We start from the raw sequence: 13,314 nt of genomic DNA, 5'->3' as shown, positions 1-13,314 counted from the left end.
TGGCCGTGGCTGCTGATCTGTCGCAGATCGTGAAGGCTTACGACGTGCGCGGCGTCGTCCCCGACCAGTGGGACGAGCCGCTGGCCGAGCTCTTCGGGGCGGCCTTCGCCCAGGTGACCGACGCCGACGCGATCGTCATCGGGCACGACATGCGGCCCTCGTCGCCGGGACTGTCCCGCGCCTTCGCGCGCGGGGCGGCGCTGCGCGGTGTCGACGTCACCGAGATCGGCCTGTGCTCCACCGACCAGCTGTACTACGCCTCGGGCGCGCTGAACCTGCCGGGCGCCATGTTCACTGCCTCGCACAACCCGGCCCGGTACAACGGCATCAAGATGTGCCGCGCCGGCGCCGCCCCGGTCGGCCAGGACACCGGCCTCGCCGAGATCCGCGAACTCGTAGAGCGCTGGAGCGACTCGGGCGCCCCCGAGCCCGCCGCGCGGCGGGGAACGATCACGCAGCGTGACACGTTGGAGGACTACGCGGTCCACCTGCGCTCGCTCGTCGACCTGACCTCCATCCGCCCCCTGAAGGTCGTCGTCGACGCGGGTAACGGCATGGGCGGCCACACGGTCCCCACGGTCTTCGAGGGCCTGCCCCTGGAGCTCGTGCCGATGTACTTCGAGCTGGACGGCACGTTCCCCAACCACGAGGCGAACCCGCTGGATCCGGCCAACATCGTCGACCTCCAGGAGCGCGTGCGCGCCGAGGGCGCCGACCTCGGCATCGCCTTCGACGGCGACGCCGACCGCTGCTTCGTCGTCGACGAGAACGGCGACCCGGTCTCGCCGTCCGCGGTCACCGCCCTGGTCGCCGCGCGCGAGCTGGCCAAGCACGGCGGCGAGGGCATCGTCATCCACAACCTGATCACGTCGTGGACGGTCCCGGAGGTCGTGAAGGAGAACGGCGGCACGCCGATCCGCACGCGCGTGGGCCACTCCTTCATCAAGGCCGAGATGGCCCGCACCGGCGCGATCTTCGGCGGCGAGCACTCCGCGCACTACTACTTCCGCGACTTCTGGAACGCCGACACGGGCATGCTGGCCGCCCTCCACGTCCTCGCGGCCCTCGGCGGCCAGAAGGGCACGCTCTCCGCGCTGGTCGAGGAGTACGACCGCTACGCGGGCTCGGGCGAGATCAACTCCACCGTCGACGACCAGCAGGGCCGCCTCGCCGCGCTCAAGTCGGCGTTCGAGGGCCGCGAGGGCGTCACCCTCGACGAACTCGACGGCCTCACGGTCACGGCCGCCGACTGGTGGTTCAACGTCCGCCCCTCCAACACGGAGCCGCTCCTGCGCCTGAACGCGGAGGCACGGGACGAGGCGACGATGGTGAAGATCCGCGACGAGGCGCTGGCGATCATCCGGGGGTGAAACCGGGGCGCGGCGGGGTGCTGGGCGGGGTGACCGCCGGGTGCGTGTGCGACGTCCTCGGACCGGCGTGCGCGGGGCCCGGGGTGCGAGTGCACGCCCTGCGCGGGCCACCGGTCGCTCGGTGTCAGGGTCTCGGGGCGCTGTTCGGGTCGTGGCTGCGGGTCCGGGGTATCGCCGCCGCGCGGGCGCGCGGTGCGGTGGCGATCCCGTCGCGCCGCGGTCGGCGAGCGCCCGGCGGTTCGCCGTGGACCACCGCCGCCCAGGCGCCCGCATCACGGGAGCCCGGCGCCCCGGGCTCCCGCTCACGGCCGCCCGGCGCCGCCCGCCTCCCGGGTTTCGCCGCCGACGGCTACGCGGCGCGCCCCGGACACGCCGGTGGCCGCGATGCCGCGGGCGACCGTGCGGCGGTTCCCGCGCCGGTCACCGCCGTCCCGACCCGCCTCGGCGCCGCCGCTCACGGCGGCTTCGGCCCACCCCGGCGCCCGACCCCCGTCACCATGCCCCCAACCCCCCACAACCCCGCCCGCACGGCGGTACCCTGACCAGGCACATCCGCACAACCGCACGTACCCGAACCGGTACACACAACCCGCCCCGAAGGGACCGCTCATGCCGCTCGAAGCCGGCCTCCTGGAGATCCTCGCCTGCCCGGCCTGCCACGCCCCCCTCGATGAGCGGGACACCGAGCTGGTCTGCACCGGCCAGGACTGCGGCCTGGCGTACCCCGTCCGCGACGGCATCCCCGTCCTCCTCGTCGACGAGGCCCGCCGCCCGGCGTAACGCCCCGCAGGCGTCCGCGCAGACCGGGCCCGCCGCAAGAGACCCGCCGCCCGCACAACCGCCGACCCCGGCGTTCGGAGGCTGCCGCACATGCTCGACGAAACGCTGCTCGACTCCCCGGAGGGCCTCGCAGAGGCCGACCAGCGCGGCCTGCTGCGCGGTGCCGCCGAGTCCGGTGCCCGCGTCCGCACCGCCGCCCGGCTCGCCGTCGAGGCCGGACTCGGCGAGCTGAAACCCGACGGCCGCCCCCGCGCCGTCCTCATCGCGGGCCCCGGCGCCGCCGCCACCCACGCCGCCGACTTCCTCGGCACGCTGGCGGGCCCCGGCAGCCCGGTGATCCGCCTCGCCCCGACCGGCGTCGCCCCCGTCGCGGGCGCGCTGCGCTGGGAGCTCCCGGGCTGGGCCGGCTCCGTCGACCTGCTCCTGATCGCCACCCCCGACGGCACCGAACCGGGCCTGTCCCTGCTCGCCGAGCAGGCCTACCGGCGCGGCGCCGCCGTCGCGGCCGTCTCCCCGGCCGGCACCCCGCTCGCCGAGGCCGTCGCGGGCGCCCACGGGCTCTTCGTACCGATGGCGACCGCCCCGTACGAGCAGGACGAGCAGCCGCTCGCCGCCTCCGCGCCCGGTGTCCTGTGGGCGCTGCTCACCCCGCTGCTGGCGCTGCTGGACCGGATCGGCCTGCTCACCGCGCCCCCGGACGCGCTGGAGAAGGTCGCCGACCGCCTCGACCACATCGCCGAACGGTGCGGGCCCGCCATCGAGGCGTACAGCAACGCCGCCAAGACCCTGGCCGGCGAGCTGGCCGACGCGCTCCCGGTGATCTGGACGGAGGGCACCTCGGCCGGACCCGCCGGACGCCGCTTCGCCGCCGCGCTCGCGGAACTGGCCGGCCGCCCCGCCCTCGTGGCCGAACTCCCCGAGGCGCTCGCCGCGCACAGCGCCCTGCTGGCCGGCCGGCTCGCCGCCGGCGCCGACCCCGACGACTTCTTCCGCGACCGCGTGGAGGAGCAGCCCGCGCTGCACGCGCACGTCGTGCTGCTGCGCGACCGCCCGATCGGCGGCCTCACCGCCGCCCCCGCCGCCCGCGAGCTGGCCCTGAGCCATGACACACCGATCAGCGAGCTGGAGCCGGAGCCCGGCGGCGAGCTGGAGACCCTCTCCGAACTGATCGCCGTCGCGGATTTCGCCGCCGTTTACCTGGCGCTCGCCTCAAGGGCCTGATCTGGCACAGGACGCCCCGGCCTCGATACGCGAGGAGAGCGGCGTCCGTACGCGAAGAGAACCGAAGGCGTACGAGGGGTGTGCGCACGACGTACGAGCCAGGTACGCCGTCCGCACGCCCGTCCGCTGCGCAGTTGAACCGGCAGAGAGAGTCGAATGGACCGCCTCGACAACACCGTCCGCCCCTACGCCTGGGGCTCCACCACCGCGATCCCGCAGTTGCTCGGCGTCGAGCCGACCGGCGAACCGCAGGCGGAGATGTGGATGGGTGCCCACCCGGGCGCACCCTCGCGCACCGACCGCGGCACACTCGTCGACCTCATCGCGGCCGGCCCCGAGAAGGAGCTGGGCGCGGCCACGGTGGCCAAGTTCGGCCCCGGGCTCCCCTTCCTGCTGAAGCTCCTTGCCGCGGGCGCCCCGCTCTCCCTCCAGGTGCACCCCGACCTGGCCCAGGCGAAGGAGGGTTACGAGGAGGAGGAGCGCCGCGGCGTCCCCGTGGACGCCCCGCACCGCAACTACAAGGACGCCAACCACAAGCCGGAACTGATCTGCGCGCTCACCGAGTTCGACGGCCTGTGCGGCTTCCGCGACCCGAACCGGACCGCCGACCTGCTCGCCGGCCTCGGCGTCGACTCCCTCAAGCCGTACGTCGACCTGCTGCGCGCCCACCCCGAGGAGGCGGCGCTGCGCGAGGTCCTCACCGCCGTTCTCACCGCGGACCGCGAGGAGATGGCCCACACGGTCGCGGCGACCACCGCCGCCTGCGCCCGCCTCGGCGGCGACTACGCCCCCTACGCCGTCCTCGCCCACCACTACCCGGGCGACCCCGGCGTGATCGCCGCGATGCTGCTCAACCACGTGCGCCTGCAACCCGGTGAGGCCCTGTACCTCGGCGCCGGCATCCCGCACGCCTACCTCAGCGGCCTGGGCGTCGAGATCATGGCCAACTCCGACAACGTGCTGCGCTGCGGCCTGACCCCCAAGCACGTCGACGTCCCCGAACTCCTGCGTATCGTCCGCTTCGAGGCGAGCGACGCGGGTGTCCTGCGCCCGGAGGCGTCCCCGGACGGCGAGGAGCTCTACGACACCCCGATCGACGAGTTCCGGCTGTCCCGGTACGTGCTCTCCGAGGGCGGCGCCCCCCGCGACCTCACGCGTCCGACCCTGCAGATCCTGCTCTGCACCGCGGGCACGGTCCGCGCGGGCGAGCTCGAACTGGCGCCGGGCCGCTCCGTGTTCGTACCGGCCGGCGAAAAAGCCGAAGTGTCCGGTACGGGAACGCTCTTCCGGGCGACCGTGGTGGCCTGATTCCCCGGGTGTGCCGACCTGGCGCACCCGTGTCGGACGGGGCTGCAACAATGGCCCACCGGCAAAGGACCGGCAAAGCCCGCGAGCGGGCCTAGCCCCGGTGGACGGCGTACGAAGGGACAACGCGAACACATGAGCGCGTCAGGCGGCACCAAAGCGATCGTGGCGGCACTGCTCGCCAATCTCTCGATCGCGGTAGCGAAGTTCGTGGCGTTCCTCTTCAGTGGCTCGTCGTCGATGCTGGCCGAGTCGGTGCACTCGCTCGCCGACTCCGGCAACCAGGGCCTGCTGCTCCTCGGCGGCAAGAAGGCCCAGCGCGACGCGACCCCGCAACACCCCTTCGGCTACGGCCGCGAGCGCTACATCTACGCGTTCCTCGTCTCGATCGTCCTCTTCTCCGTCGGTGGCATGTTCGCCATCTACGAGGGCTACGAGAAGATCAAGCACCCGCACGAGATCGAGCACTGGTACTGGCCGGTCGGCGTGCTGGTCTTCGCGATCATCGCCGAGACGTTCTCCTTCCGGACGGCCATCAAGGAGTCCAACGTCCTGCGTGGCCGCAGGTCCTGGAAGGAATTCGTCCGGCACGCCAAGGCGCCCGAGCTTCCCGTCGTGCTCCTGGAGGACCTCGGCGCCCTGGTCGGCCTGATCCTCGCCCTCGGCGGCGTCGGCCTCGCCCTGCTCACCGGCGACGGCATCTGGGACGGCATCGGCACCCTGTGCATCGGCGTCCTGCTCATCCTGATCGCGCTCGTCCTGGCCGCCGAGACCAAGTCGCTGCTGCTCGGCGAGGCGGCCGGCATCGAGGACGTCCGGAAGATCGAGGCCGCCACCGTCGACGGCACCACCGTCACCGGCATCATCCACATGCGCACGCTCCACCTCGGCCCGGAGGAGCTCCTGGTCGCCGCGAAGATCTCGGTGCGCCACGACGAGACCGCCGGCGAGGTCGCCGCCGCCATCGACGCCGCCGAGGCCCGCATCCGCGAGGCGGTCCCGATCGCCCGCGTCATCTACCTGGAGCCCGACATCTACAGCGAGTCGGAAGCGGCCAAGGGCCCGGACCGGGAGGCCTCACCGGGCGGCCCGAGCCAGACCACGGGGCACTGAGCTCCTCCGCTTTTCCCACGCCCGGGGGCCCGCCGATTCGTTCGGCGGCCCCCGAGGCGTTGGGGAGCCCGCGCCCACCCGGCGACGCGGCTACTCGCCCCCGCCCGCTCGGCGCGGCTCCTCGACCTCGCTCAGGACGCCCAGCGCCGCGCTCTTGTCCGACGCCGCCAGCAACCGTTCCCGGAACCCGGCGTCCATCAGCTTCCGCGACAGCAGCGCCAGGATCCGCAGATGCTCGTCACCCGCGGCGGCCTCCGGTACGGCGATCATGAACACGAGCCTCGCCCTCGTACCGTCCGGCGAGTCCCAGTCCACGCCCTCGTCCGACCGTGCGAAACCCACGACCGGCGCCTTCACCGCGTCCGTCTTGGCGTGCGGGATCGCGATCCCCTCGCCGAGCCCGGTCGTGCCCTGCTCCTCGCGCCGCAACGCCGTGCGCACCAACGCGTCGACGTCGGTGACCTTCCCGCTGCGCGCCAGCAGTTCGGCCATCTCACGGATGGCCGCGTCCCTGTCCCGCGCCCCGAGCCGGGCCCGCACGGTCTCCCCGGTCAGATAACCGGAGAGGACCTCGCCGTGCGCACCACGGTCCGGCTCCGCCTCGGACCGATCACCGCGCTCCGCCCCGGCGTCGGACCGCGCGTCCTCGGCGGGCTCCGCCTCGGAGGCGCCCGTGGGCCGCACCTCGGAACCGCCGACCACCGCTCGGGCCACCGCCTCTCCCGCCACGGCGGCCCCGGCGACCGGCGCCGCGATCCCCGCCCCGACGAGCGCGGCCTCGGGCCCGGCGGCGAACCCGCCACCGACGGGCGCCCCGTGCGCACGTGCCGCCCCCGTCCGCTTCCGCTCACCGACCCCGGCGAGCCCGACAGTGGTCACCGCCGTCACCGCCGTGCCCATCAGCACCGCCACGAAGAACATCGGCACGCCGCTCACCGCGCCCAGCACCGCGACGATCGGCCCACCGTGCGGGACGGCGTCCTCGACACCGGCCAGCCCCGCGACCGCGCCGGCCACCGCGCCGCCCAGCATGTTCGCCGGGATCACCTGCGCCGGCCGGGCCGCCGCGAAGGGGATCGCGCCCTCGGAGATGCCGAAGCACCCCATGAACAGCGCCGCCAGCCCGGTCTCCCGCTCCTGCTCCGTGTAGAGCCGCTTGCGTATCAGCGTGGCGAGGCCCTGCCCGAGCGGCATCACCGGAATCGCCGCCGCGCACATCCCCATCACGGTCTGGTTGCCCGTCGCGATGAGACCGGCACCGAACAGGAACGCCGTCTTGTTCACCGGCCCGCCCATGTCGAACGCGATCATCAGCCCCAGGATCGCGCCGAGCAGGATCGCGCTGGTCCCGGTCATGCCGCCGAGCCAGCTCGTCAGGTGCTCGAACACCCATGAGATCGGCCGACCGATGACGTAGATGAAGAACAGCCCAAGCACCGAGGTCGTCACGATCGGAATCACGATGATGGGCATGATCGGCTGCGCGAACTTCGGCACCCGGATCTTCTTGATCCACAACACCAGATATCCGGCGAGGAACCCGGTCACGATCGCCCCGATGAAGCCCGCCCCCGCCTTGGAGTCGTACAGCTCACCGGTGTTGGCGATCCACCCGCCGATCATCCCGGGCACCAGCGCGGGCCGATCGCCGATCGCGTAGGCGATGTAGCCGGAGAGGACGGGCACCATCAGCGTGAAGCCGATGACCCCGATGTTGTTCACGTCCATCCAGAAGGAGTCCTTCGGGATGACCAGACCGCCGGACGGATCCGTGTGCCCGCCCAGCGAGAGCGAGATCGCGATCAGCAGACCGCCGACCACCACGAACGGGATCATGTAACTGACCCCGTTCATGAGCGCCTTGTACGCGACGCTCCGCTCCTTGCCGCCGGCACCGGCGGACGCGGCCGTGGGGGAGCCGCCTTCCGCGTGCACCGGCGCCGACAGCACCTGCTCGATCAGCCGCTCGGGATGCCGGATGCCCTCGGCCACCCCGACCTTCAGAACCCGCTTGCCGTCGAAGCGGCTCAGGTCCACGTCCTTGTCGGCGGCGACGATGACACCGTCCGCCTGGCTGACATCGTTGTCGTCCAGGACGTTCTCGGCCCCGATGGAACCCTGCGTCTCCACCTTCATCTCGATACCGCGGCTCTCGGCGGCCTGCGCGAGCTTCTCCGCCGCCATGTACGTGTGCGCGATCCCGGTCGGGCACGCGGTGACCGCCAGCAGACGTATCCGCCTGCGCTCGTCACCGCCGCCCGTGGGGGGAGGACCGGCCGGACTCGTCACGTCTTTCTCCTCACAGCTTCGTCACACGGGAACGCCGCCCCGGACGCCCCGCACATGTGACCGGATGCCCCGATCACCCCCGCATCCTGCAACACCCTTTCCGCCACTCCAAGGCCGCTACGCGAAGCGAAAAGCCCTGATCGCACGGCCATGTCGCCCCATATGCGCTCCCTTCGCCGACCCGGTGCGCCAGCCGTCACGGCGCTCCGTCGCCGACAGTGACGGTGTGCCGCGTTCGGCTTGAATTGTTCGCAGGCGGACTGGGGACGGCTGGGCTGCCCGGTGTAGCTTGGGACGGAGCCAGACGTCGCTGCTGATGGCGGTCGGGCGGTCCCCAGGGGTCCGTCCGAGGGAGAGAGGGCCTCCGACGGACTGCGCTGCGCGCACGCGGGCCTGCCTGTGTGCTCTTCGGGCACGCCTGTGTCCGCCGCCGCGCAGATCAGCCGTACCCACCTCGACCCAAACCACCGAGGAGCAGCCCGCATGACCACTGTCGAGAACCGACAGGACTTCAAGGTCGCCGACCTCTCCCTTGCCGAGTTCGGCCGCAAGGAGATCACCCTCGCCGAGCACGAGATGCCGGGCCTGATGGCGATCCGCAAGGAGTACGCCGAGGCGCAGCCCCTCGCCGGCGCCCGGATCACCGGCTCCCTGCACATGACCGTGCAGACCGCCGTGCTCATCGAGACCCTGGCCGCCCTGGGCGCGCAGGTCCGCTGGGCGTCCTGCAACATCTTCTCCACCCAGGACCACGCGGCCGCCGCCATCGCCGTCGGCCCGAACGGCACGCCCGACAACCCGCAGGGCATCCCGGTCTTCGCCTGGAAGGGCGAGACCCTTGAGGAGTACTGGTGGTGCACGGAGCAGGCCCTGACCTGGCCGAACACCCCCACCGGCGGCCCGAACATGATCCTGGACGACGGCGGTGACGCCACCCTCCTGGTCCACAAGGGCGTCGAGTACGAGAAGGACGGCAAGGTCCCCTCGCCCGACACGGCCGAGTCCGACGAGCACCGCGTCATCCTCGAACTGCTCACCCGCACGGTGGGCGAGACCCCGCAGAAGTGGACCCAGCTGGCGTCCGAGATCCGCGGCGTGACCGAGGAGACCACGACCGGTGTCCACCGTCTCTACGAGATGCACCGCGACGGCACCCTCCTGTTCCCGGCGATCAACGTCAACGACGCGGTCACCAAGTCGAAGTTCGACAACAAGTACGGCTGCCGCCACTCCCTGATCGACGGCATCAACCGTGCCACCGACGTCCTCATCGGCGGCAAGACCGCCGTCGTCTGCGGCTACGGCGACGTGGGCAAGGGCTGCGCGGAGTCCCTGCGCGGCCAGGGCGCCCGCGTGATCATCACCGAGATCGACCCGATCTGCGCCCTGCAGGCGGCGATGGACGGCTACCAGGTCACGACGCTGGACGAGGTCGTCGACAAGGCCGACATCTTCGTCACCACGACGGGCAACAAGGACATCATCATGGCCGCGGACATGGCCAAGATGAAGCACCAGGCGATCGTCGGCAACATCGGCCACTTCGACAACGAGATCGACATGGCCGGCCTCGCCAAGATCCCCGGCATCGTCAAGGACGAGGTCAAGCCGCAGGTCCACACCTGGACCTTCGCCGACGGCAAGGTCCTCATCGTCCTGTCCGAGGGCCGCCTGCTGAACCTGGGCAACGCCACCGGTCACCCGTCGTTCGTCATGTCCAACTCCTTCGCGGACCAGACCCTGGCCCAGATCGAGCTGTTCACGAAGCCCGACGAGTACCCGACCGACGTCTACGTGCTGCCCAAGCACCTCGACGAGAAGGTCGCCCGTCTCCACCTCGACGCGCTCGGCGTGAAGCTGACCACGCTCCGCCCCGAGCAGGCCGAGTACATCGGTGTCGAGGTCGAAGGCCCCTACAAGCCGGACCACTACCGCTACTGAGTCCGCAGCCGGCCCGCTGGGCCGCCCGTCCGTGCACTGACGGGCAACTCGGTGGCAAGGTCCTCCGAGACAGGCCCCCGCACCCCCGTGCCGGGGGCCTGTCCCTTTGGCCGTGCCGGCCTGTCACCGCCTGGTCGCGGCGAACCGGACCAGCCCGTCACACCCCAGGACCCCCATGCCCCGCGGCCGTTATTCGCTCCACGATCCGCACGATCACACCCCCCTCGCAGAAGAGCACTTCCACTGCGCCCCCGGCCCGTCCGGCTGGCGCTACGTCTCCCAGCTGACCGCCCCCTCGGGTGATCACCGCGGCTCCGTCGACCTCGCCCTCGACGAACTCGGCCGCCCCATCCGTCTCGAACTGCACGCGGCGGGCTGGCAGGTGCGTGGCGCCGCTCTCGACGGCGTCACCTGGGTCCGGACCGATCCCACCGGAACCGATGCCACGGAAGGCAACGTGGGCGCCCACGCCTTCACCGGCACTTCCCCCGCGTTCCTCATCGCCACCACCCGTCTGCTGCGCCTCACCCCTTCCGCCTCCGCGACCCGCGTACGCCTGGTCGCCTTCACGGATCCGGTCCTCGCTCCGCGCACCGTGGACCAGTCCTGGGCTCTGCTGGAAAGAGAAGCACACGGCACTGACAACGACCCGCTGATCGTGGAGGAATACCAGGTCACAGCCCTGGACACGGGCGAGCAGCACGTCGTGCACATCGCCGGGGACGTGGTCCTCGCTGCGCCCGGAATCGAGCTGGAGGACCTGGAGTCGCCGCCGTCCGTCTTTCCCTGAGTCCCTCCGGCTTCTCGGAGCGGGACGCGGGCGGAGATGCTTCGACGGGCCTAGGCGGGCGGCGCGAACCCGGTCGACGGGCGATCCGCATCCGCCGACCCGGCGGCCGGCCTGCTCTTTCCGGCCTGCCGCCCCTCCTGTTCGGGACCGACGGGCGCGGGCGCGGTGCCTTCGGGAGATGAGGGAGGGGCCGGGTAGGCCTGGTAGGCGGGATAAGTAGGAGAAGCGGGATAGGCGGGATAGGTCGGCTGGGCGGGCTGGGTGGTCCCGTTCGCATGAGCCCGCCGGATTTCCCGTGCCTGCCGCTCCTGCACCACCGCGGCCAGATAGGCGGCCGCGGGTATCCCCTGAGGCACCGGAGTCCCGGTCCGCTCGGCCAGATCGGCGGCGAGCCGTTCGGCCATGGCCCCACTGACCTGGGGATCCAGTTGCTGCATACGTGTGAGGTACTGCCGTATGGCCAGCCACAGCCCATCGGGGACCGCCGACAGATCGAGTCCCGAGAAGCGGCCGGCGAGCCAGGGAGGCGGCGGCGGAACGAAACGCGCACGGGCGGTGGGAATCCTCTCCCGTACGACCAGGGTCCCGGCGAACACGTCCCCGAGCCGACGGCCGCGTGCCGACACGAGCGACGCGATACAGGCGATGACCCCGAGCGTCAGCAGAATCTCGACGACACCGATCGCGCCCCGCACCAGCGCGTGCCGGAACCGGATCGGCCCGCCGTCGTCGCGCACCACCCGCAGCCCCAACGCCAGCTTGCCCAGCGACCGCCCATGGCTGAGCGTCTCCACGGCGATCGGCGCGCCCACCAGAACGAGCAGGAACGTCGCGATGGAGACCGCGATCCGAGCGGCTTCGTCCAGGGAGGCCGTGGAGATCACCAGGACCACGCTCACGATCACGTACGCGGCAAAGGCCACGACCAGATCGAGCAGGACTGCCAACGCCCTGCTGGGCAGCCTCGCGGGGCGCAACTCCAGCGCCACCGCCTCGCCCGTCACCAGCTCACTCACGCCCGCCGTCCTTCCCCTGACCTGCCCTCGGAACGGCCAGTCTGCCAAGCTGAGGGCATTGAGCATCGCAGTACGACAAGCTGATGCTCACGACGGGCCCGCCGACGAGCAGCCGAGGAGCAGGCACACCGATGGACCTCGACGTCTTCGTCTCCGCCCACCGTGCGGAATGGGACCGCCTGGAGGACCTGCTCCGGCGCCAGCGCCGACTCTCCGGTGCTGAGACGGACGAACTCGTCGCGCTCTACCAGCGCACTGCCACCCATCTTTCCCTGATCCAGTCCAGCGCACCCGATCCCCAGCTGACGGGTCGCCTCAGCCAACTGGTCGCACGCGCGCGTGGTGCGGTGACCGGCACCCGACGTGCCTCGTGGCGCGACGTCACCCGCTTCCTCACCCACGGCTTTCCCGCCGCCGTCTACCGGGCGCGCCACTGGTGGGTGCCCACCGCACTGCTGTCGACGCTGGTCGCGGCGCTGCTCGGCTGGTGGATCGGCGTGCACCCCGAGGTCCAGGCCACCATCGCGGCCCCCAGCGAACTGCGCGAGCTCACCCGCCCCGGCGGCCAGTACGAGAGCTACTACTCCTCCCACCCGGCGGCGTCCTTCGCGGCCCGCGTCTGGACCAACAACGCGCAGGCCGCCGCCATGTGCCTGGTCTTCGGTGTCTTCCTGGGCCTCCCCGTCCTCTGGATCCTCTTCCAGAACATGCTCAACCTGGGCATCGGCTTCGGCCTGATGTCCTCGGCGGGCCGGCTCGACACCTTCCTCGGCCTGGTCCTCCCGCACGGTCTGCTGGAGCTGACCGCGGTCTTCGTGGCCGCCGGCACGGGACTGCGCCTCGGCTGGACGGTGATCGATCCAGGGCCACGCACGCGCAGGAAGGCCTTGGCCGAGGAGGGCAGAGCCGCCGTCGGCATGGCGATCGGCCTTGCCCTCGTACTCTTCGTCGCCGGCGCCATCGAAGGCTTCGTCACCCCGTCGGGCCTGCCGACCTGGGCCCGCATCGGCATCGGCGTCGTCGCCGAAGTCGCCTTCCTCGCCTACGTCTACGTACTGGGTCGACGTGCCGCCGAGACCGGCGAAACGGGTGACGTGGAGGCCTCCGAGCGGAGCGCGAACGTGCCGACCGCCGCCTGATGTGCGGACAGGCCCAGCGGACTGCTAGTCTCCTCTTCGCCCCACAGGAGCCGTTGACACGGAGCCGGTGGGGAGGTAGATTCAAACAGTTGCCTGGACTGGAGTTCATCCGGTCGGCACCTTGAGAACCTACTTGCTTCTTGCGACATCAGCTTCGAGAAGCTCCTCCCGATTAATCGGAATGGATGGCCGGTAAGTCCGGCCCGAAACTTCTGATAAAGTCGGAACCGCCGGAAAGGAAAGCGCGAAAGCGCAAACCTGGAAAGCACCGAGGAAATCGGATCGAGAAAAGATCTGATAGAGTCGGAAACGCAAGACCGAAGGGAAGCGCCCGGAGGAAAGCCGCGAGA

11 protein-coding genes are annotated in these 13,314 nt (G+C 71.5%); 8 read left to right on the top strand and 3 right to left on the bottom strand.

What is annotated here, in order from left to right; translation table 11 throughout:
* Positions 1-5 precede the first annotated feature (5 nt).
* The 5 genes from ACIP2X_RS34750 to ACIP2X_RS34730 all read left to right on the top strand — a co-directional run bounded on the left by ACIP2X_RS34750 (position 6) and on the right by ACIP2X_RS34730 (position 5,789).
* Positions 6-1,370: a phosphomannomutase/phosphoglucomutase gene (locus ACIP2X_RS34750; protein WP_401681290.1), complete on the top strand. Its 1,365-nt coding sequence runs from the start codon at positions 6-8 to the stop codon at positions 1,368-1,370.
* Between the two features lie 609 nt (positions 1,371-1,979).
* Positions 1,980-2,150: a Trm112 family protein gene (locus ACIP2X_RS34745; RefSeq protein WP_401681287.1), complete on the top strand. Its 171-nt coding sequence runs from the start codon at positions 1,980-1,982 to the stop codon at positions 2,148-2,150.
* Positions 2,151-2,240: 90 nt separating this feature from the next.
* The gene (locus ACIP2X_RS34740) at positions 2,241-3,371 is read left to right on the top strand and encodes an SIS domain-containing protein (protein WP_401681284.1); all 1,131 of its coding nucleotides are present in this window, start codon (positions 2,241-2,243) and stop codon (positions 3,369-3,371) included.
* A 156-nt stretch (positions 3,372-3,527) separates the two neighbouring features.
* A complete protein-coding gene (manA, locus tag ACIP2X_RS34735; protein WP_401681281.1) occupies positions 3,528-4,679 on the top strand; it encodes a mannose-6-phosphate isomerase, class I in 1,152 nt (383 codons plus the stop codon).
* Positions 4,680-4,811: 132 nt separating this feature from the next.
* Entirely contained in the window at positions 4,812-5,789 is a 978-nt protein-coding gene (locus ACIP2X_RS34730; RefSeq protein ID WP_401681278.1) for a cation diffusion facilitator family transporter, read from the top strand.
* Positions 5,790-5,879: 90 nt separating this feature from the next.
* Here ACIP2X_RS34730 and ACIP2X_RS34725 read toward each other — a convergent pair whose 3' ends face one another.
* Positions 5,880-8,078, bottom strand: a complete 2,199-nt coding sequence (locus ACIP2X_RS34725; protein WP_401681276.1) for a fructose-specific PTS transporter subunit EIIC — start codon at positions 8,076-8,078, stop codon at positions 5,880-5,882.
* A gap of 483 nt (positions 8,079-8,561) precedes the next feature.
* Here ACIP2X_RS34725 and ahcY point away from each other — a divergent pair, with 483 nt between their 5' ends.
* Together ahcY and ACIP2X_RS34715 are read left to right on the top strand one after the other, a co-directional pair.
* The gene (gene ahcY, locus ACIP2X_RS34720) at positions 8,562-10,019 is read left to right on the top strand and encodes an adenosylhomocysteinase (protein WP_401681273.1); all 1,458 of its coding nucleotides are present in this window, start codon (positions 8,562-8,564) and stop codon (positions 10,017-10,019) included.
* Positions 10,020-10,194: 175 nt separating this feature from the next.
* On the top strand, positions 10,195-10,809 hold the full coding sequence (locus ACIP2X_RS34715) for a hypothetical protein (protein WP_401681270.1): 615 nt from the start codon (positions 10,195-10,197) through the stop codon (positions 10,807-10,809).
* Positions 10,810-10,859: 50 nt separating this feature from the next.
* On the opposite strand, the gene ACIP2X_RS34710 is transcribed toward ACIP2X_RS34715, so the two are convergent.
* Complete coding sequence (locus ACIP2X_RS34710; RefSeq protein ID WP_401681268.1) at positions 10,860-11,825, bottom strand: RDD family protein; 966 nt, start codon at positions 11,823-11,825, stop codon at positions 10,860-10,862.
* Between the two features lie 131 nt (positions 11,826-11,956).
* Between ACIP2X_RS34710 and ACIP2X_RS34705 the strand changes: the two genes are divergently transcribed.
* Positions 11,957-12,964, top strand: coding sequence for a stage II sporulation protein M (locus ACIP2X_RS34705; protein ID WP_401681265.1), 1,008 nt, complete (start codon positions 11,957-11,959; stop codon positions 12,962-12,964).
* 129 nt (positions 12,965-13,093) lie between these two features.
* Here the strand turns inward: ACIP2X_RS34705 and ACIP2X_RS34700 are convergent.
* A partial coding sequence (locus tag ACIP2X_RS34700) for a hypothetical protein (RefSeq protein ID WP_401681263.1) occupies positions 13,094-13,314 on the bottom strand: 221 nt, incomplete at its 5' end.

It is taken from the genome of Streptomyces sp. NPDC089424, from assembly GCF_044749345.1.
Taxonomy (GTDB): Bacteria; Actinomycetota; Actinomycetes; order Streptomycetales; family Streptomycetaceae; genus Streptomyces.
Note: the sequence above shows the minus strand (reverse complement) of the source record. Positions and strands in the feature narration are given on the sequence as shown.

Coding starts and splice junctions, on each gene's coding strand:
- ACIP2X_RS34730 (WP_401681278.1), top strand. CDS start 4,812: ATGAGCGCGTCAGGCGGCACCAAAGCGATCGTGGCGGCACTGCTCGCC.
- ACIP2X_RS34740 (WP_401681284.1), top strand. CDS start 2,241: ATGCTCGACGAAACGCTGCTCGACTCCCCGGAGGGCCTCGCAGAGGCC.
- ACIP2X_RS34705 (WP_401681265.1), top strand. CDS start 11,957: ATGGACCTCGACGTCTTCGTCTCCGCCCACCGTGCGGAATGGGACCGC.
- ACIP2X_RS34745 (WP_401681287.1), top strand. CDS start 1,980: ATGCCGCTCGAAGCCGGCCTCCTGGAGATCCTCGCCTGCCCGGCCTGC.
- manA (WP_401681281.1), top strand. CDS start 3,528: ATGGACCGCCTCGACAACACCGTCCGCCCCTACGCCTGGGGCTCCACC.
- ahcY (WP_401681273.1), top strand. CDS start 8,562: ATGACCACTGTCGAGAACCGACAGGACTTCAAGGTCGCCGACCTCTCC.
- ACIP2X_RS34715 (WP_401681270.1), top strand. CDS start 10,195: ATGCCCCGCGGCCGTTATTCGCTCCACGATCCGCACGATCACACCCCC.